This window comes from Rhodococcus sp. FW305-130 (assembly GCF_058788335.1).
Genome location: NZ_JBYTAP010000001.1, coordinates 1,155,777 through 1,175,243, shown reverse-complemented (window position 1 = coordinate 1,175,243; position 19,467 = coordinate 1,155,777). Strand labels below are relative to the sequence as shown.

Sequence of the window (19,467 nt, the reverse complement as noted above, 5' to 3'; positions counted from 1 at the left end):
ATGATGACCAAGTCCCGTCGATTCACTGCGCTGATCTTCATCTGCCTCGCCGAACTCCTTGTCGTGCTGGACAACACAGTGGTCAACGTCGCACTGCCGACGATGAGCGTCGACCTGTTCGCCAGCGTCAGTGACCTGCAATGGATCGTCGACGCGTACACGTTGACCTTCGCCGGGTTCCTACTCACTTTCGGCCACCTGGGTGACCGCTTCGGACGCCGCCGAGTGATGATCATCGGTCTGATCGGCGTCGGCGCGATGTCGCTCGTCGGCGCTTTGGCTTCCAACCTCGAACAGGTGATCATGGCGCGCGCTGCCATGGGTGTCTTTGCCGCAGCGGTCTTTCCTGCCACCCTGGCCATGATCACGAACATCTTCACCGACGCCAGAGAACGAGCCATCGCCATCGCTGCCTGGACCGCAATGGCCGGCTTCGCGATTGCCATCGGCCCGACGGCAGGCGGTTGGCTTCTCGAGCACTTCTCCTGGCACTCGGTGTTCTGGATGAACGTTCCGGCTGCGTTGCTGGTCATCGTCGGTGTGCTGCTGGTTGTTCCGGAATCGAAGGCGCTTCACGTCGGCCGATTCGATTTCGTCGGAACAATCTTGTCGCTCCTCGGCATCGTCATTCTGGTGTGGACCATCATCGACGCACCACATCGCGGATGGGTGTCGCCATTCAGCATCACGGGATACCTCTCCGCAACAGTGTTGTTGGCGGCATTCGTCGCATGGGAACTGCGCACCGATGCGCCGATCCTGAACATGAATCTCTTCCGAATCCGGCGGTTTTCATTCCCCGCCTTGGCTATTGCGGTCAGCTACTTCAGCATGTTCGGGTTCTTGTTCCTGATCACGCAGTACTTCCAGGGCGTTCGCGAATACTCGCCACTCGAATTCGGCATCCACTCTTTGCCTTTCGCCGCCGCTGTTGCGGTGGGCGCCCCAGTTGCCACCTTGGCGGCACAGAAACTCGGCACGACCGCAGTGATGGTGTTCGGCCTCCTCGTCCTCAGCGGCGGCATGTTCCTGGCCGGCCAGACGACCGTCGAGACGCCCTACCTCGGACCCGTCGTGATCTCGATGGTTCTCATGGGCTTGGGCCTCGCAATTGTCCAGGGACCGGCTACCGACTCCATCATGTCCTCGGTGCCCCTCGACGAAGCCGGCGCAGGCTCGGCAGTCAACGACACGACGCGTGAACTCGGTGGGACCCTGGGCGTCGCCGTCATCGGCTCGATCGTCGCCTCGTATTACACGTCCAAGGTGGCTCCGATCGTCGACGCCATTCCCGACGCCGTGATGTCGGCACAGGAGAAGGGCTTCGCTCGTGAGTCGGTGCTCAGCGTCATCGAGATCCGCTCGCGCGACATCAGTCCGCTCTTCGAGCAGCAGAAGGACAGTCTGATCTACACGATGAAGACCGCGTGCCTGGAAGGCTTCGCCATCGCGTCGTACTTCACGGTCGGCGCAGCACTGATCACCGCGCTGCTGGTCGCGTTGTTGCTCCCCTGGAAGCCGGTCACAGAAGGCTCCATTCTCGGCAGTCTGGCGACCAAGACCCCGAAGTAGCTACAAGGTTTCCCGATTTGTCCGTATCTCAGCCCGCCGTTCCCCGATACTGGATTGACCGAGTGGTACCGACGACAGCCCTGCTAGGGAGAATCTCGTGTCCATCACCAGTAGAAACAGCTCGCGACTGTCGGCTGCGGCGGTTCCGGTAGTACTGACGGTCGCCCTGCTCGCCGGATGCTCGTCCGATTCAGACACCACCTCAGCGCCCGGGCCGGTCGTCAGCGACGCCAGCCCCGGTCTCGACGCCGGGGTGCCGATCCCGGACGGGCAAATCGACGACGCGGTCGGGAAGCTCGACGGCCTCGCGAACGATCTCATGGCAAGTTCGGGCGTCCCCGGCATGGCTGTGGCCGTGGTGCACGGCGGTAAGACTGTGTATGCAAAGGGATTCGGGGTTCGCGAGTTGGGTAAGAGCGCCACCGTCGATGCCGACACCGTGTTCCAACTGGCATCGGTGTCGAAATCGGTAGGAGCCACGGTGGTCGCCCACGAAGTCGGAATCGGGACCGTCGACTGGGACACTCCGGTGATCTCGAAACTGCCGGGGTTTGCGCTTGGCGATCCGTGGGTGACCGACCACCTCACGATCTCCGATCTCTACACGCATCGGTCGGGATTACCGGACCACGCCGGCGACGGGCTGGAGGACCTGGGCTACAACCGGGCCCAGGTGCTCGAGAAGCTTCGCCAACTACCGCTCAATCCATTCCGAATCACATACGAGTACACGAACTTCGGCGTCACAGCCGGCGCTGAGGCCGTTGCAGCTGCGGCGGGCACCGATTGGGAAACGCTGTCGCAGAACACGATCTACGGCCCGCTCGGTATGACATCGACGTCTTCGCGGTTCGCCGATTACCAGGCCCGAGAAAATCGAACAGTGGGCCACATCCTCGAAGACGGAAAGTACAAGGTAGGGCCGGTTCGGGACGCCGACGCCCAATCCCCCGCCGGTGGAGTCAGCTCCTCCGCGAACGACTTGGCCAAGTGGTTGGACATGGTGCTGTCCGGCGGTCAGTATCAGGGGCAGCAGGTCGTTCAGACGGATGCGCTCGTGCCCGCAGTGAACCCGGAGATCGTCTCGCGCCACGCGCAGGAAATCGGGGAACGCTCCGGCTTCTACGGCTACGGGTTCAACGTTTCCGACAGCGCCGCAGGCCGTGTCACCGCCAGCCACTCCGGCGCCTTCCTGGTCGGAGCCGGGACAAATTTCGTGACGATTCCCTCCGCTGACGTCGGCATCGTCGTTCTGACCAACGGCACGCCCACCGGCGTCGCGGAGACCTTGACCGCCGAGTTCGCCGATCTGGTGCAGTTCGGGAAGATCACCCGCGAGTGGCGCCCGCTGTACGAAGCAGCGTTTGCCTCACAAGCCGATCCCGAGGGCGAACTTGCCGGGAAGACACCGCCGGCCACTCCCGCTCCTGCCCCACCGACAAACCAATTGACCGGCGACTACGGCAACCCGTACTGGGGTCCCGCACTCGTGACGCAGCAGAACGGTGCGCTGACCTTGACGATGGGTCCCGCGGCGGTGACGTATCCGCTGACCCACTGGGACGGAAACACCTTCACGTTCCCGCTCAGCGGCGAGAACGCACCGGCCGGGACGGTCTCGAAGGCCACCTTCGACGGAAACTCGCTAACCTTGGAGTACTTCGATCACGATCATCTCGGTACCTTCATCCGGGCAACACCGGCCGAATAATCAGCCAAGGACACCCCATGAGTAGTTCGACAGCCACGGTGAACGCAATGTTCGCGGCCCTCACCGATTTCGACGTGGACGCAGCAGCGGAATTGATGACAGACGACATCGTCTGGCAGAACGTCTCGCTCCCCACACTGCGAGGCAAGAAGACCGTCGTGCGAGCGCTTCGTCTGGTCACCAAGCCTTCACTGAAATTCGAGGCGGAGATGCACCACATCGTCGGCGACGAGTCCACGGTGCTCACCGAACGCACCGACATCCTGACCGTCGGGCCGCTGCGCATCGAATTCTGGGTGTGCGGAACTTTCGAACTGCGCGACGGCAAGGTCTCCGTCTGGCGCGACTACTTCAGTCTGCGAGACGTCGCGTGGGGTGTGGTGACCGCGGTCGGCCGTGCAGTCGTCGGGAGCGGGACACGAAGTAGGCTTGCTCCGGCCTGAAATCACCTGCCGAAAGCGAGCGAACCTGCCATGCCCGAGAACACCACGCCTGACTCCTTCGACGCCGGCTTGGCTGTGCGCACCGAAGTCATGGGGGCCGATTTTGTCGACGCCGCCTTCGAGCGCACCCGCGGCACCGACAGCGAAGAACTGCAGAACTTCGTGACGGCCAACGTCTGGGGTTCGGTATGGACGCGTCCCGGACTGGATCGCCGCAGCCGCAGTCTGATCAATCTGGGGATGCTGATCGCGCTGCGCGCGGAGAACGAACTCAAAGGCCACGTACGCGGAGCACTACGAAACGGCTTGACGCGCACCGAGATCGTCGAAACCGTGATCCACGCGAGCGCGTACTGCGGTGCTCCGGCCGGACTGGCGGCAATGCGTGTGGTGCAGGAAGTTCTCGACAACGAACTCGGACCGCTGCAAAACTGAACTACTGAAAACCCAAGAACCTCCCCGTGCAGACCGAAGTCCGCACGGGGAGATCGCTTCTCAGGAAGTAGGGCCGAACTCCTCGAGCATGTCGGTCACCAACTCGGCGATCGGCGACCGCTCACTGCGCGTGAGTGTGATGTGCGCAAAAAGCGGGTGCCCCTTGAGCTTCTCGATGACGGCCGCAACTCCGTCGTGCCTGCCCACTCGCAGGTTGTCACGCTGCGCGACGTCGTGCGTGAGAACCACCCGCGAGCCGGTTCCCAGACGAGAAAGCACTGTCAGCAGAACATTTCGTTCGAGTGACTGCGCTTCGTCGACGATCACGAACGAATCGTGCAGCGACCGACCGCGAATGTGCGTCAGCGGCAACACTTCCAGCATTCCGCGGGCGAGAACCTCTTCGAGAACCTCTGGCGAAGCCAACCCGTCGAGAGTGTCGAAAACGGCCTGAGCCCACGGGCCCATCTTCTCGCTCTCACTACCGGGAAGGTAGCCGAGTTCTTGTCCGCCAACGGCATACAGCGGACGGAAGACGACGACCTTGCGCTGGGTGCGGCGCTCGAGAACGGCTTCCAAACCTGCTGTCAGAGCCAAAGCCGACTTACCGGTGCCTGCCTTGCCGCCGAGAGAGATGATGCCGATGCTCTCGTCCATGAGGAGATCGAGCGCAATGCGCTGCTCGGCGGAGCGGCCGTGCAGCCCGAAAGCCTCACGCTCACCGCGCACCAACTGGATGCGCTTGTCGGGAGTCACCCGACCGAGGGCGCTCGACGAACCACCGAGCAGACGAAGACCCGTGTGACACGGCAGATCTCGTGCTTCGTCAAGGTCCAGGAAACCCTCGTTGAACAGCTCGTCGATGTCCGTCGAGGCGACGTCCAGCTCGGTCATGCCCGTCCATCCGGATGGCACGACGTCGTGAGCGTGGTACTCGTCGGCAGGCAGTCCCACCGCGCCTGCCTTCACACGAAGCGGAATGTCCTTACTGACGAGGACTACGTCCTTGCCCTCCGCCGCAAGGTTCAGCGCGCACGCCAGAATCCTCGAATCGTTACTGTCCGTGCGGAATCCGACGGGCAGGACCGCAGGGTCGGTGTGATTGAGTTCGACCTGCAGTGTCCCGTTCTCGGTGCCGATCGGTACCGGACGGTCGAGGCGGCTGTATTCGATCCGGAGATCGTCGAGCATGCGGAGCGATTCTCGGGCGAACCATCCCAGTTCGTGGTGGTGTCGCTTGCCTTCGAGTTCGCTGATCACGACCAGTGGCAGTACCACATGGTGTTCGGCGAATCGAGTGACAGCCCATGGATCGGACAGTAGTACCGAGGTATCCAAGACGTACGTGCGAAGTGCATCTCCCGAATGATTCCCGGCTGATAGATCAGCCCGGGCCGAGTGGGCAGAGACGGAGCGTGATGCAGTCACGTTGGGCTCCTAGGTCTGCGCGGCACCCGCGCAAACTCAGCTCGCTGGGCCGGACGGCTCTGGTGTCAGGTGACGCTGTGTCAGCTGAAACAAGGGCCGGGCGCCGGCCCTCTCGTACTGAGTGTTTCAGTCACGATCAGAACCTCCCGCACAAGTAACTTCTGGTTACTAGTTACTGCCGACGGTACTGCGGATCGGACACTCGCGCCACGGAACGAGCCGCACATCTGGTGAACGCCAGGTAACAAAATGCCACTCGTGTGATTCATCGTCACTCAGGACTCGATCAGACCCCACTTCGCGGCGCGCACCGCTGCCTGAACCCGCGAATTGGTTCCGGTCTTGACGAAGATGTTCTCGAGGTGGGTGGCGACGGTGCGACGGCTGACGAACAACTCCTCGGCGATCTCGACATTGCCCGCGCCCCTGGCCACCAATTGCAGTACTTGGATCTCCCGTGGGCTCAGATGGACACGATCGAGCGCCACCTGGTCCCCCACGACGCGCGAGCAGGCCGCGCTGGACGCCGCCACCACCTCGCGCACGCGATCGACGACGCCGGAATCCGCGAAGCTCATGTGCAGCAATCCGGTCACCTCACGGCCGGAGAACCCCAATGCGACCGACGCGCCCTCGGCGTACCCGGACGGCCGCAGCACATCGGTAACCATCTCGACCTGCTCGAATCGTGGCACGTCCTGCCAGAACACTGGTACGCCCGAAGCCTCGCGAATGATGCCGAAGAGATTGCGATCGGCGACGAAGTCGTCGAGCAGGAACTCGAGCACCCTGGCGTCGTATCCGGAACTCGCCAGAGCCCGATGCCGTCCGCTCGACGGGTCCCGGTACGTGACCGCCGCAGCCGAGTACGCGAGTCCACGTGCGCGGAGTTCTTCGGCGCACAGGCCGAGAATGCCGTATGCCCCGGCCGCCGGCGATCGCGGCGCGAACATGTCAGGTCCAGCGCCGCGATCAGGCAGTACAGACGTCATCACACCAATCTAGCCAATCGTGTGAGCTAGGCCACCACCAGTGAATCGGCCGGCTTCCTGTCCGCCCACGGACGCACCGCTTCGAAGTTCGCGGCAGTCCGCAGAACCAGTGCGTCCTGGCGGTGGCGTGCGGCGATCTGCAGCCCCACCGGTCGACCGTCGGCGGTGAATCCGGCGGGCACGGTGATCGCGGGGTTGTTGAGCATGTTGTACGGGTAGGTGAAGAGCCAATCGAGCAACTGCTCACGCAGCGACGCGCCTTCGAGCCACGACGGCGCGAACTGACTGAGCGGGAACGTGGCCGAAGCCAAGGTCGGCGAGACCAACACGTCGTAGTCGTTCATGAACGTGGTCCACGTGTCCCACATGACGCCGCGGAATGCGTCGGCCCGCCCGACGTCGACACCGGTGAGCCGCTCGGCCTCGTGCATGATCTCGATCAGGTTGTCGTCGACCTCGCCGCGCTGGTTCTCCCAGTCGAGCAAGTCGTATTCGGAAGCGAAACCGGGAACCCAGATGCCGTTCCACATCGACTCCGACGGATTTCCCCACTGCGGGGTCGCCTCGGTGATCTGGGCACCCAATTCCTCGAATGCCGCCAGCGCGTCGAGGCACACTGCCAGCACCTCCGGATCAACATGGCCGAGGCCGAGATTCGTCGACCACGCGACGCGAAGCCCCTTCACGTCACCCTTCGCCGCTTCGACGTACGAGGTCTCCGCACGCTCGATCGAGAGCGGATCCGCATTGTCCGGCCCGGCCATGATGTCGAGCATGAGCGCGTTGTCGGCGACGGTCCTGGTGATCGGACCGTGGTACGCCCAGTTGTAGAACCGCCCGGCCAGAATGGTCTGCGGAATGACGCCGGTGGTCGGTTTGAGCCCGACGACCCCGCAGAGCGCCGACGGGATACGCACCGATCCGGCGCCGTCACTGCCCTCGGCAAGTGGCCCGAGGCCTGCAGCCACGGCAGCCGACGCACCTCCGCTGGACCCGCCCGCGCTGTTGCCGAGCTTCCACGGGTTGTGCGTCGGCCCGTACAGGTGGTTGTCCGTGCCACCGTAGTAACCGCTTTCGGGAGTGTTCGTCTTTCCCAGGAACAGCCCGCCGGCGCCGCGCAGCCTGTCCACGACGACGGCATTTCCCGTCGCGATGTTGTCGGCCATCGGCTTCATCCCGAACGTGGTCGGCAGCCCGTCGACTGCCGTCAGATCTTTGATCGTGAACGGAACGCCGTGCAGCGGGCCGAGTTTCTCGCCCGATTCCTGTTGCCGTGAGAGTTCGGCCGCGTCGCGCGTGACCTGCTCGCGATCGAACTGCACTATCGCGTTGATCGACGGATTGACTGCGTCGACGCGCTGGATCATCGCTTCGGCAATCTCGTTGGGCGAGAGACTGTTCGACGCGACCGACGCCGCCATCTCGGTAGCGGAGAGCCAATGCAGATTCTGTTCGGTCATGGGGTTTCCTTCGCCGGAGGGGTGATGCTCTCAGGCTAGGAAGCGCCGAACTCGGCCACCATCGGTCATGTGACCGATGCCACAATCCGCGACTGGCAAAAAAACCAGCGGCCCGGCCCCTCGAAAGGGACCGGGCCGTCGGTGAAGGAATACCTAGACGTTCTTGCTGAGCAGGCCCCAGTTCTCGAGACCGTCGTACAGCGGAAGGTCGAGGGCGAGCTTGGCGACGCGCGCACGCAGCGCCGGCAGATCCGCGTTGCCGGCCAGAGCGGTACCGATGATGTCGGCGACCTCGGTGAACTCGGCATCGCCGAATCCGCGGGTGGCCAACGCTGCTGTACCGATACGCAGACCGGAGGTGGTCATCGGCGGGCGGGGATCGAACGGAACAGCGTTGCGGTTGACCGTGATGCCGATTTCGTGCAGAAGGTCCTCACCCTGCTGGCCGTCGAGCTGCGAGTTACGCAGGTCCACGAGAACGAGGTGGACGTCTGTGCCGCCGGTCAGGACGCTGATGCCCTGGTCTGCGACGTCCTTGTTGCCCAGACGCTCGGCAAGGATGCGCGCGCCGGAAAGGGTGCGTGCCTGACGATCCTTGAACTCTTCACCGGCAGCGATCTTGAAGGTGACGGCCTTGGCCGCGATGGCGTGCATGAGCGGTCCACCCTGCTGACCCGGGAAGACAGCGGAGTTGAGTTTCTTGGCCCACTCCTTCTTCGCCAGGATCAGGCCGGAACGCGGTCCACCGAGTGTCTTGTGGACGGTCGAGGAGACGACGTCCGCGTACGGGACGGGCGAGGGGTGCAGGCCTGCGGCAACCAGTCCGGCGAAGTGAGCCATGTCCACCCACAGGTACGCCCCGACCTCGTCGGCGATCGCACGGAACGCCGCGAAGTCCTGCTGACGCGGGTATGCGGACCAACCGGCAACGATGACCTTCGGCTTCTCGGCGAGGGCGATCGAGCGCACCTCGTCCATGTCGATGCGGTGATCTTCCTTGCTGACGCCGTAGGACGCGACGTCGTACAACTTGCCGGAGAAGTTCAGCTTCATGCCGTGCGTGAGGTGACCACCGTGTGCAAGGTCGAGGCCGAGCAGCTTCTCACCCGGGTTCATCAGTGCCATCAGAACAGCAGCGTTGGCCTGTGCGCCCGAGTGCGGCTGAACGTTCGCGAACTCTGCACCGAAGAGTTCCTTCGCACGGTTGCGCGCCAGATCCTCGATGACGTCGACGTGCTCGCAACCGCCGTAGTAACGACGTCCCGGGTAGCCCTCGGCGTACTTGTTGGTCAGGACGCTGCCCTGAGCCTGCAGAACCGAGCGGGGAACGAAGTTCTCCGACGCGATCATCTCGAGCGTGTCGCGCTGACGAGCCAATTCACCAGCCATCGCCTCGGCGACTTCGGGGTCGAGTTCGGCGAGTGATGCAGAGTTGACGTCGGAGCCGGGCACAGCGGTCATCGAGGAATCTCCAAGCTGGATGCGGAAACGAATGCGTCCAGTCTACGAAGTTCGCTCCCGCCGTCTCCACCCGGCACTAGGCAGCACGCAGAGAGCTGGGGACCAGCGGCTCGTCGAGCAGCCTGCGGAAGCGTTCGGTGCGCTCTGCGCCCACCGGCACCTCGTCCAGCCAGCCCCCGAGCAGCCGGTATCCCTCGACATACGTGCTGGTGTACGCCCGCCACAGCGGTGAAGACAGGAACTTGAGCGATTGGCGAGCGCGTTCCGGCGTCGACAGCGACCACCGTTCGAGGAACAGTGCCACGTCGTCGAGGCTGCGCCCCTCGTCGTGCAACATCAGAGCGGCATCCTGACGAACACTCAGCAGTTGCCCCGACGCGGCGGAGAGCCGTTGCGCCTTTTCCCCGTCGAAAGACAAGCCGAGATCGGCGTAGATGTCCTGCGCCCACAAGCCCCACTCCGGACCGACGATCGCTTCCAGCGCCAGATCTGCGAGGCCTTCGGCCATGATGCACTGCGGCGTGTTGACCAGGAACAGTGTCTGCTCGAGCTGACCCGAACCGACCAGACCGGCTTCCTTACGGCAATGCTCGGTGTGATGGCCGGGGTAGGACTCGTGCGCGATCAGCCGCGGCAGGTTGGCCATGAACTGCGGCAGATCCGAATTGATCGCAACCTTGGAGCGGTAGTCACCAAGGTAGTAGTTGAAGCCGGACCACGGCTTGTCCCCCACCACTTCGTATTCGACGGTTTCCGACGCCGGAAGCCCGAACGTGCCGCGGACCAGATCGCGCAGCGCACTCGACATTGCCTCGACGCACTCGTTCAGTCTCGCCGCGGGGATCTCGTCGGCCTTGCGATGCGCCTGCACTCGCTGCGCCAGCGGTCCCGGACCGGGCAGAACTTCACCCATCAACCGGTGCGCGTCGCTGTAGGCGTCCTCGTTTCCCTTTTCGATTCGTACGTCGAAGTACGCCTCCACCTCGTCCACGAAGCCGATGTCCTCACCCGCGAACTTGCGCCCGGAGCATTCCAGGGCGCGAAGGTGAACGTCGATGAAGTGAGCGCGCTCGGCATTCAGACCACTTCCGGCCAGCTCGCCCCGCAATTCACGTGCCGTGCGGGCAAGTTCACGCGGATCGGGCTTCGGGGCGCTCTCGATCTGCTTACGCAGCGCCGGGTCACCGGTGAACGCGTCGACGAACCCGTCTTCGAGACGGTCGAAACCCAGTCCGAGCAGCAGATATTGGCGAACAAGTGTGTCTGGATCCATAACGACCGAGCCTAGCCGCTCGCTCCGGAATGCCACCCGGCGAAAGTCCCGGACGTGGCACCGAGCACAATCCGACTATGCACTCGGATCGTGCGCACACGCGCCTGGCTTGCTCGCATAGCTGTTTCGTCCGCCGGGCCCCGGGTTCACTACATGCCGGTGAGCTGGGCTGATGGCGCGCACCAACGAATCGAGTCCCTACGTCGAGTTCGACCGCAAGCAGTGGCGGACACTGCGTAAGTCGACGCCGCTGGTGTTGACCGAGGACGAGTTGTACGGCTTGCGTGGTCTCGGCGAGCAGATCGATCTCGAAGAAGTTGCCGAGGTTTATCTCCCCCTCGCACGTCTGATCCACCTGCAGGTGGCGGCACGCCAACGGCTGTTCGCGGCCACCGCGACGTTCCTCGGTGAGAAGCATCCCGACCGTCAGGTGCCCTTCGTCATCGGTGTCGCCGGTTCGGTCGCGGTCGGAAAATCCACGACTGCTCGTGTGCTGCAAGCTCTCCTGGCCCGCTGGGATCACCATCCGCGCGTCGACCTCGTCACCACGGACGGATTCCTCTATCCGACCAGGGAACTCCAGCGTCGGGGCATCATGCACCGCAAGGGTTTTCCCGAAAGTTACGATCGCCGCAAGCTGTTGCGCTTCGTCACCGAAGTCAAGTCCGGGGCGGAAGAGGTAGCGGCGCCGGTCTATTCGCATACGTCGTACGACATCATCCCGGGCCAGTACCACCTGATCCGCCAGCCTGACATCCTCATCATCGAGGGCCTCAACGTCCTGCAGACCGGCCCGCGTCTGATGGTCTCCGATCTGTTCGACTTCTCGATCTACGTCGACGCCCGTATCGAGGACATCGAAGCCTGGTACATCCAGCGGTTCCTCGCGCTACGCAACACGTCGTTCGCCGATCCGAACGCTCACTTTCACCACTACTCCGGCCTCTCCGACCGTGACGCGACCATCGCGGCGAAGGAGATCTGGAACTCGATCAATCACCCGAACCTGGTGGAGAACATTCTCCCCACCCGCCCCCGCGCAACCCTGGTACTGCGCAAGGACGCCGATCACACGATCAACCGGCTGCGCCTGCGCAAGCTCTGAGACGGCTCAGGCGCCGAACCGGCGGTGGCGCGCCGCGTAGTCACGCAAGGCTCGAAGAAAGTCGACTCGACGGAACTCGGGCCAGTACGCCTCGGTGAACCAGATCTCCGAATAAGCGCTCTGCCACAACAGGAATCCGGAGAGCCGCTGCTCGCCGGAGGTGCGGATCACCAGATCCGGATCGGGCTGTCCCGACGTGTACAGATGCCCGTCGATGCCGTCGACCGTGACGGCCTGGATCAGTTCGTCGCCGCTCAGGCCCGCACCGATCTTGTCGCGCAGGAGCGATTGGACGGCGTCGGCGATCTCCTGACGCCCGCCGTATCCGATCGCGACGTTGACATGTGTCCCGGTTCGGCCGCTCGTCCCCGCCGCCGCTTCCCGCAAGCGCCTGGACTGCTCGGGAGGCAGAAGATCGAGAGCACCGACGATCTGCACACTCCAGTTCTTGCCGGGCCCGGAGATCTCTTCGACGACGTCGGTGATGATCTCGAGGAGGGTGTCGAGCTCTTCCGGCTCGCGGCGCAGGTTCTCGGTCGAGAGCAGGTAGATGGTTGCCATCTCGATTCCGGCGGCGTCGCACCACTCGAGCAATTCGGCAATTTTGAGCGCGCCCATGCGGTGCCCGTGACTGACATCGGTGAAGCCGTTCTCGCGAGCCCATCGCCGATTTCCGTCACACATCACGGCTACGTGCCGTGGGTGCGCGAGACCGTCGAGATGACTGAGGAGCCGTCGCTCGTAGATGCTGTACAGCAGTCCGCGCAGATTCACCGTGACATCACCATGGTGTCAAAGACTACGCCCGGCAGTGACAGCCACATGCGAGCGCCGTCACGCTTTTTGTACGCGTCGAAAACCCGCAGGTAGGTTATGCTACTGGTGCGTAACCTACGGTACCGTAGGTTACGTAGTTCGCAACAGCACGGAACGAGAGGGGTTGCACATGACGGCATTCGGGCTCGACGAGCTTCCGGTCAAACCACGCATGCGCGGTTGGATCCATCTGTGGGCACTCGGTGTCTCCGTCGTCGCGGGCATCGTTCTCGTCTCCGTAGCCGGCGCTCAGGTGGGCGCCAAGGCGGCTTGGGCAACCGCGATCTACAGCATCACGATCTGCGGCCTCTTCGGCATCAGCGCGACGTATCACCGCATCCAGTGGCAGACCGTCAAGGGCCGTACGTGGATGAAGCGTGCTGACCATTCGATGATCTTTCTCTTCATCGCCGGCAGCTACACACCGTTCGCCATGCTCGGCCTTCCCACCCACACCGGCAAGATCATTCTTGCGATCGTGTGGGCAGGTGCACTGGCCGGCGTTGCCCTCAAGATGCTCTGGCCCACCGCGCCGAAATGGGTGGGGGTACCGCTCTACCTTCTCCTCGGCTGGGCAATCGTTCCCGTCGTCGGTGAACTGACCCACCAGGTCGGTGTGGCGCCGATGGTGCTGCTGCTCGTCGGCGGAATCTTCTACAGCGTCGGCGCAATTCTGTACGCGACAAAATGGCCCAACCCGTGGCCGACGACGTTCGGGCATCACGAGTTCTTCCACGCTGCCACCGTCATTGCAGCGATCTGCCACTACATCGCGGTATGGCTCGTCGTGTTCAACTGATTCGCCAGTTCCACCACCGTCGTCACCGGCCGATCACACACGAATCCCCGACAGATGTACGCGGCTTCACCGTCGTCGACAAGGGGGCGATCTGCAAACAGCGGTGAAGAATCCGGCGCTCCGCCGACAACCACTGCACCACCCGGGGCAAGCCGGCGGGCATCGGCCAACAGCGAACCTTCCCCGACGACGGCAACCTGTATCGGACCACGCAACGACGCTTCCGCCACTGTGAGCCAGTGTCCCGCCGACCGAGGCGCACGCTCGAGCGGCAGCGTGGCCCTCGCCAGCGCGTCCGCCGCGGCCTGGGCGTAACGAGAGGATCGATCGGCATCGGTCAACGCCGCCGCGGTCAACAGAGCCTCCGCGACGCTCGACGCACCGGACGGCGTCGCGCCGTCCAACGGGTCTCGGGGCCGTGTGACGAGGGACTCCGCGAAATCGGCCGTGTCGAACCAGCTTCCCGGCTCGGCCGGATCGGCGAAGTGGTCGAGCGTGACGTCGAGCAACTGCTGCGCCGCATCGAGCCACCGCGCGAATCCCGTTGCCTGGTAGAGAGCCAGGAGGCCGGTGGCCAACATTGCGTAATCCTCGAGCACTGCCGTCGGGGTGCCGACAGCCCCGCCGAGGGAAGCGCGACGCAAATGACCGTCCACCAGGTGAAGGTCGAGAAGAGCGCCAGCGCACTCGGCCGCCGCCGCGATCCAGTCGGATCGATCCAGGGCAAGTCCCGCTTCCGTCAAAGCCGTGACGGTCAACCCGTTCCAGGCCGTCACCACTTTGTCGTCGCGGCCAGGCTGTGGACGCTGAGCCCGGGCGGCGCGTAGAGCGTCGGAGACCGTCTGCCAGCGCGACCAGTCGTCGGGGTCACGGAGCAATTGCAATACCGACGCACCCTCTTCGAAGGTTCCGGTATCGGTGACCCGGAACAAGTCCGCCGCCCACTGCCCGTCCTCCGCACCGAGTACCTCGACCAGCTGCGTCGGCGTCCATACGTACGTGAGGCCTTCGACGCCGTCGGTGTCGGCATCGAGAGCCGAAGCGAAGCAACCGTTCTCGGTCAGCAAATCGGAGAGCAAAAACCCTGCGGTCTCACTGGCGACGCGGGTGGCCAGGTCCGATCCGGTTCGCCGCGCCAAGTGCGCGTAGAACCGCAGGAGCAACGCATTGTCGTAGAGCATCTTCTCGAAGTGCGGAACCACCCACTCGGCATCGACCGAGTAGCGCGAGAACCCCCCGCCCAACTGGTCGTAGATACCGCCGCGTGCCATTGCTTCGGCGGTGCGCTCGATGCCGCCGAGGATCTCGCCCGCACCCGTTCGCTCGAACTGTCGGAGCAGCCCCTCCAGTAGTGCCGACGGTGGAAACTTCGGTGCCCCACCGAATCCCCCGCGCGGGATGTCCTCGTCACCGAGGATCGTTCGACCCGCCGCGTTCAGCAGCTCGGCGTCGATAGGCGCTCCGCCGTACGGAATTCCGCCAGACGCGCGCTGAAGTTCCGTGACGATCGACTGCGCCGCGTTGTCGACCTCGTCGCGCCGATTCGTGAAGGTGTCGGCTATCGCTTCGAGAAGCTGTGTGAACGACGGCATTCCGCCGCGAGGCGTCGGCGGGTAGTACGTGCCGCAGTAGAACGGTGAACCGTCGGGAGTCAGAAAACAGGTCATGGGCCAGCCGCCCTGACCGGTCATCGCGACCGTCGCATTCATGTAGACGGCGTCGATGTCGGGACGTTCTTCGCGGTCCACCTTCACACAGACGAAGTTCGCGTTCATGACGGCCGCGATCTCGTCGTTCTCGAACGACTCGTGCGCCATGACGTGGCACCAGTGGCACGCCGAGTATCCGATCGAGAGGAGGATCGGCACGTTGCGCTCGCGCGCCCACTCCATCGCCTCTTCGCCCCACTGTTGCCAGTGGACCGGATTGTCGGCGTGCTGACGCAGGTAGGGGCTCGAGGACCCACCCAGGTTGTTCCGCAGCCGTGGGTCCATCGTCGCTACCTCGTTCGTCTCAGGATTCTTGCTTCGGCTTCTTCTCGGTAGAGACGTTCGGTTCCGCCGGGCTCGGAGCTGTGATCGCTCCCCGGTCGGTGCCTTCGTCTGCCTGCTGATCGAGTTCGGGATGATCCGGTTCGAACGTTTCCGGCAGCTTCTTGAGCTGGCGATTCATCGACCGAACCAAGAGGATCACACCGATGAGCAGCGCAAGAATCACCAGCAGGCCGACCGGAGACGACTTTCCGAACTCCGGGCCGGATGGGTTACTCGGGGTCTGAGCAAGAAATTGTGTGGTGCCGAGAACTACCTCGGCGGACAGAGCATTCACTTCTGAGCGTCCTCTTCGAGACCTGCAAACAGGTCGGTTTCCGGAATGGACGTGGTGACCCGCGTCTTGGCGAGCTCGAATTCCTCGGTGGGCCAGATCTTCTGCTGAATATCGAGCGGCACAGCGAAGAACGAACCGTTGGGATCGATCTGCGTCGCGTGCGCGCGCAGAGCGTCGTCACGCTGGGGAAAGTAGTCGCCGCACGTGACCTGAGTGGTCACCCGGACCATCATGTCGCCGCGCTCGGTCTTCCACTTCTTGAGCCAGTCCGCCATCGGGAACGGCTCACCGCGACGCTCGTACTCCTCCTGGAAGAGTTCGAGGCGCTTACGGATGAATCCGTGCGAGTAGTAGACCTTCTTGATTTCCCACGGCTGACCGTCCTCGGGGAAGTACTCGGGATCGGCAGCGGCCTCGTAGGCAGCCATCGACACCTCGTGGCACCGGATGTGGTCCGGGTGCGGGTATCCGCCGTTCTCGTCGTACGTCGTGACGACGTGGGGACGGAACTCGCGAATCACCTTGACCAGAGCGCGCGTCGACTCTTCGAGCGGAACGAGGGCGAAGCACCCTTCGGGCAGCGGAGGAAGAGGATCACCCTCGGGGAGCCCGGAATCGACGAAACCGAGCCAGCGCTGCTTCACGCCCAGGATGCGAGCGGCCTCGGCCATCTCCTCCTGGCGAACTTCGCTGATTCGATCGCGGACACCGGGAACGTCCATGGCCGGGTTGAGAATGTCGCCACGCTCACCCCCGGTGAGCGTCAGGACCATCACTTCGTGGCCTTCGGCTGCATAACGGGCGGTGGTGGCCGCACCCTTGCTCGACTCGTCGTCGGGATGGGCATGGACGGCCATGAGCCGGAATCCGCTCACGTGTTCGTTCACCTCAACTTCACCTGTAGCCGTTGCCGGCAGTTCACTTGTAGCCGTCACCGGCAGTCTTCGAGTCACACGCTGTGCACCGCTCGGATTACTCCGGGTGGTTGCCGTCAAACGTACCGACTGCCGACAAACCTACCGACGGCGCGACGGGACACGTCCTCTATAGTTCCACCCGAGAGTTCCTGGCGCAGCCGTGACCCCTTCGGTAATTCGGCGGGACACAGTCAGTTGCTGCACGACACGTGAACTCGAGTCTTCGAGAGCAGAGTGATGAGCAAACCGCTTCCCCAAGATCGGTACCCGAGCACAACTCGCACGAGCAGTCCCCGCAAGTGGATGGTGTGGGCTCTGACCGCACTCGTCATCGTCGTAGGCGGCGGAATCGCGTACTACGCGTACGGAAAATTTGCGGTCAAGGAAATCGAGACCGAGACCATCTCGTTCGACATCGCCAACGACTCCACGGTGAAGATTCGCTTCACCGTCACACGCGACGACTCGTCACGTGACGCGATGTGCATCGTGCGCGCTCGCTCGAAGGACGGATCCGAAACCGGACGACGTGAGGTCTACGTCCCGTCCTCCGAGCATCAGACCCTCGAGTTCAACACCGAGGTCAAGACGTCCCAGCCGCCAGGCATGGCCGACGTCTACGGCTGTAGCTTCGACGTTCCGGAGTACCTGACCAAGAGCTGACCTCGGAACGCATCCACCCTGCCGGACGTTTGGCGCCGGACAGGGCGGGTAGTCATGCGTGATAGAATTGCCCGATACACGGTTCCGGGTGGAACCGTGTATTGCTGCATTGACGCAAGGTTTGACGGCAAGGTTGCATCCCTGGTGGTGCTTCCGAGTCGTTGTTCGCTGCTGTTGCAGCGATCGTCGAGGGAGCCCCCGGCTCCGACTACTAGGGAGTGATCGAGATGACCGAGACCCAGGTGACCTGGCTTACCCAGGAATCACATGACAGGCTCAAGAACGAACTCGACCAGCTCATCGCCAATCGCCCGGTCATCGCCGCCGAGATCAACGAGCGTCGCGAAGAGGGTGACCTGAAAGAGAACGGCGGCTACCACGCTGCCCGCGAAGAGCAGGGTCAGCAGGAAGCCCGCATTCGCCAGCTCCAGGAGCTGCTGAACAGCGCAAAGGTCGGCGAGGCCCCCACTCAGTCCGGTGTTGCACTGCCCGGATCCGTAGTCAAGGTCTACTACGACGGCGACGAGAGTGACACCGAGACGTTCCTCATCGCTACCCGCGAAGAAGGCGCACGTGACGCCAAGCTCGAGGTCTACTCCCCGAACTCACCGCTGGGCGGCGCGCTGCTCGAAGCCAAGGTCGGCGACACGCGTGAGTACAACCTGCCCAACGGCAGCACCATGAAGGTCACGCTGCTGAGCGCGGAGCCTTACCACAGCTGATCGGCTGTACCAGCTCTGAAAAGAAGCGCCACCCGACTCGGTCGGGTGGCGCTTCTTGCTCTGTCGGCGTTGCAGTTCCGGCCCACTCACACCACGCGGCGAGCCTTCATGCCTGCGAAGATCGGGCCGACCTTCACCACGTCACCGAATGTGGGTGCGTGAAGCATCTGTCCGTTCCCGACATAGATCGCCACATGGCCGGGACCGCCTGCCTGCCAGTTGCCGAACAACAGGTCACCGGGCTGCGCCTGATCCAGCGGGACCTCGACGCCGACGCCCCACTGTGTCTCCGAGGTCCGGGGCAGAGTCACTCCGGTGGCCGCGTGGATCGCGTACGACGTCAGACCCGAGCAGTCGAACCCGCCCATCGAGGGCCCGTTGATGTTTCCGCCGCCCCACACGTACGGCAATCCGAGAAACTTCAGACCGGCCTCGACGACGCCGCCAACGGCAGCGGCGAGGTTGTTGTAGTCGAAGGGTGCGAGCATCAGAGCGAACGAGTCCTGCAACGATTTGATCTGTGCGACAAACGGAGCGGCGACCGCCTGCTCCGCGGGAACCTCGCCCGCCTTGTCGGCGGGGACGCCGCCCGCTTCGCGAACTGCGTCCGGCCCGACGTCGTAGGCAGCGAGCGCGAGGTCGACGGTATCGCCCTCGACCTCACCGGACTTCTGCCAGGACTGCGCTTGCTTCACGAGATCGCACAACCGGTATCCGGTTGTCATCACCGGATCGGCAACGCCCAGGATGTCCATCTTTCCGTCGCCGTCACCGTCCTTGCCGTATGCCGTCCACGCTGCGGTGGTGAAGCGGCCAGGCCCGCGCCCACCTTCCGGTGAGATGTCGGTATCGGGTCCGTACTTGAATCCGTTCTCGACCGAGTACAGCGAAGCGATCACCGCGGGCGTGATCTCCGAGCACAGAGCACCGGCCTTCTTGATCCACGGCGCGAACACCGCCACCGCTCCAACGGGCGCCAATGTCGCTCCCGGAAAGTTGGAGGGTACGGAAGGCACGATTCCCTCAGGTGTGTCCTGAGTTCGTGCCGGTCCGTTCCAGGCTGCAAGTGAGACTGCAGCATTCGAAGACTCGTTCTTCTCGACTTGTGCGGGCGCTCCGAGAGTTCCACTCATCACGCCCAGTGCGGTGCCGATCGACACAGCGATCGCCAGGACACCGACTGCCATCCGAACCTCCGATAAACCTCTGAAAATCTACGTACGTGGTCGTACCCGAAACTTGTCGGTGCGAACATCTACCCTTTCGAACATGCATTCGACACGGCTCAGTCTCGCGACTCCTGTAACCAATGTCTCATTTATCTCGGTGGGCGTTACGCAAA

The 19,467-nt window shown here is 63.4% G+C and carries 18 protein-coding genes; 8 read left to right on the top strand and 10 right to left on the bottom strand.

The features are described from left to right. From AC3WQS_RS05690 to AC3WQS_RS05675, 4 genes are all read left to right on the top strand, one after another. Positions 1 to 1,572, top strand: a complete 1,572-nt coding sequence (locus AC3WQS_RS05690) for an MFS transporter (protein ID WP_020970254.1) — start codon at positions 1 to 3, stop codon at positions 1,570 to 1,572. A gap of 97 nt (positions 1,573 to 1,669) precedes the next feature. Beyond that, complete coding sequence (locus AC3WQS_RS05685; RefSeq protein ID WP_492712974.1) at positions 1,670 to 3,283, top strand: serine hydrolase domain-containing protein; 1,614 nt, start codon at positions 1,670 to 1,672, stop codon at positions 3,281 to 3,283. Between the two features lie 17 nt (positions 3,284 to 3,300). Next, a complete protein-coding gene (locus tag AC3WQS_RS05680; RefSeq protein ID WP_019744587.1) occupies positions 3,301 to 3,726 on the top strand; it encodes a limonene-1,2-epoxide hydrolase family protein in 426 nt (141 codons plus the stop codon). A 30-nt stretch (positions 3,727 to 3,756) separates the two neighbouring features. Then, on the top strand, positions 3,757 to 4,161 hold the full coding sequence (locus tag AC3WQS_RS05675; protein WP_019744588.1) for a carboxymuconolactone decarboxylase family protein: 405 nt from the start codon (positions 3,757 to 3,759) through the stop codon (positions 4,159 to 4,161). Positions 4,162 to 4,221: 60 nt separating this feature from the next. On the opposite strand, the gene phoH2 is transcribed toward AC3WQS_RS05675, so the two are convergent. From phoH2 to AC3WQS_RS05650, 5 genes are all read right to left on the bottom strand, one after another. Beyond that, positions 4,222 to 5,589: an RNA 5'-3' helicase PhoH2 gene (phoH2, locus tag AC3WQS_RS05670; RefSeq protein WP_003945274.1), complete on the bottom strand. Its 1,368-nt coding sequence runs from the start codon at positions 5,587 to 5,589 to the stop codon at positions 4,222 to 4,224. Positions 5,590 to 5,864: 275 nt separating this feature from the next. Further along, positions 5,865 to 6,581: a helix-turn-helix transcriptional regulator gene (locus AC3WQS_RS05665; protein WP_007726367.1), complete on the bottom strand. Its 717-nt coding sequence runs from the start codon at positions 6,579 to 6,581 to the stop codon at positions 5,865 to 5,867. 26 nt (positions 6,582 to 6,607) lie between these two features. Then, entirely contained in the window at positions 6,608 to 8,041 is a 1,434-nt protein-coding gene (locus AC3WQS_RS05660) for an amidase (RefSeq protein ID WP_019744590.1), read from the bottom strand. 153 nt (positions 8,042 to 8,194) lie between these two features. After that, on the bottom strand, positions 8,195 to 9,502 hold the full coding sequence (glyA, locus tag AC3WQS_RS05655; RefSeq protein WP_003945195.1) for a serine hydroxymethyltransferase: 1,308 nt from the start codon (positions 9,500 to 9,502) through the stop codon (positions 8,195 to 8,197). Between the two features lie 76 nt (positions 9,503 to 9,578). After that, positions 9,579 to 10,775, bottom strand: coding sequence for a hypothetical protein (locus AC3WQS_RS05650; protein WP_020970259.1), 1,197 nt, complete (start codon positions 10,773 to 10,775; stop codon positions 9,579 to 9,581). 172 nt (positions 10,776 to 10,947) lie between these two features. Here AC3WQS_RS05650 and coaA point away from each other — a divergent pair, with 172 nt between their 5' ends. Then, positions 10,948 to 11,880: a type I pantothenate kinase gene (coaA, locus tag AC3WQS_RS05645; protein ID WP_003945270.1), complete on the top strand. Its 933-nt coding sequence runs from the start codon at positions 10,948 to 10,950 to the stop codon at positions 11,878 to 11,880. Positions 11,881 to 11,886: 6 nt separating this feature from the next. Here coaA and AC3WQS_RS05640 read toward each other — a convergent pair whose 3' ends face one another. Beyond that, positions 11,887 to 12,654, bottom strand: coding sequence for an isoprenyl transferase (locus AC3WQS_RS05640; protein WP_003945211.1), 768 nt, complete (start codon positions 12,652 to 12,654; stop codon positions 11,887 to 11,889). A gap of 172 nt (positions 12,655 to 12,826) precedes the next feature. On the opposite strand from AC3WQS_RS05640, the gene trhA reads away from it, so the two are divergent. Beyond that, complete coding sequence (gene trhA / locus AC3WQS_RS05635) at positions 12,827 to 13,495, top strand: PAQR family membrane homeostasis protein TrhA (RefSeq protein WP_020970260.1); 669 nt, start codon at positions 12,827 to 12,829, stop codon at positions 13,493 to 13,495. Here the strand turns inward: trhA and AC3WQS_RS05630 are convergent. From AC3WQS_RS05630 to mca, 3 genes are read right to left on the bottom strand one after another with little or no spacing between them, the layout of a single operon-like run. Beyond that, positions 13,462 to 15,489 carry a thioredoxin domain-containing protein gene (locus tag AC3WQS_RS05630; RefSeq protein WP_153211882.1) on the bottom strand — a complete coding sequence of 676 codons (2,028 nt, stop codon included), beginning with the start codon at positions 15,487 to 15,489 and terminating at the stop codon, positions 13,462 to 13,464. The two genes, trhA and AC3WQS_RS05630, sit on opposite strands and share 34 nt — an antisense overlap. Before the next feature lie 19 nt (positions 15,490 to 15,508). Continuing rightward, positions 15,509 to 15,823: a hypothetical protein gene (locus AC3WQS_RS05625; RefSeq protein WP_007726381.1), complete on the bottom strand. Its 315-nt coding sequence runs from the start codon at positions 15,821 to 15,823 to the stop codon at positions 15,509 to 15,511. Then, positions 15,820 to 16,698 carry a mycothiol conjugate amidase Mca gene (mca, locus tag AC3WQS_RS05620; protein ID WP_020908526.1) on the bottom strand — a complete coding sequence of 293 codons (879 nt, stop codon included), beginning with the start codon at positions 16,696 to 16,698 and terminating at the stop codon, positions 15,820 to 15,822. The genes AC3WQS_RS05625 and mca overlap by 4 nt, the downstream gene beginning before the upstream one ends. 279 nt (positions 16,699 to 16,977) lie before the next feature. Here mca and AC3WQS_RS05615 point away from each other — a divergent pair, with 279 nt between their 5' ends. Further along, entirely contained in the window at positions 16,978 to 17,403 is a 426-nt protein-coding gene (locus tag AC3WQS_RS05615) for a DUF4307 domain-containing protein (RefSeq protein ID WP_021345049.1), read from the top strand. A 227-nt stretch (positions 17,404 to 17,630) separates the two neighbouring features. Continuing rightward, complete coding sequence (gene greA / locus AC3WQS_RS05610) at positions 17,631 to 18,125, top strand: transcription elongation factor GreA (RefSeq protein ID WP_007726385.1); 495 nt, start codon at positions 17,631 to 17,633, stop codon at positions 18,123 to 18,125. Positions 18,126 to 18,211: 86 nt separating this feature from the next. Here the strand turns inward: greA and AC3WQS_RS05605 are convergent, their stop codons facing one another. Then, complete coding sequence (locus AC3WQS_RS05605) at positions 18,212 to 19,312, bottom strand: C40 family peptidase (RefSeq protein ID WP_051636488.1); 1,101 nt, start codon at positions 19,310 to 19,312, stop codon at positions 18,212 to 18,214. Positions 19,313 to 19,467: the final 155 nt, after the last annotated feature.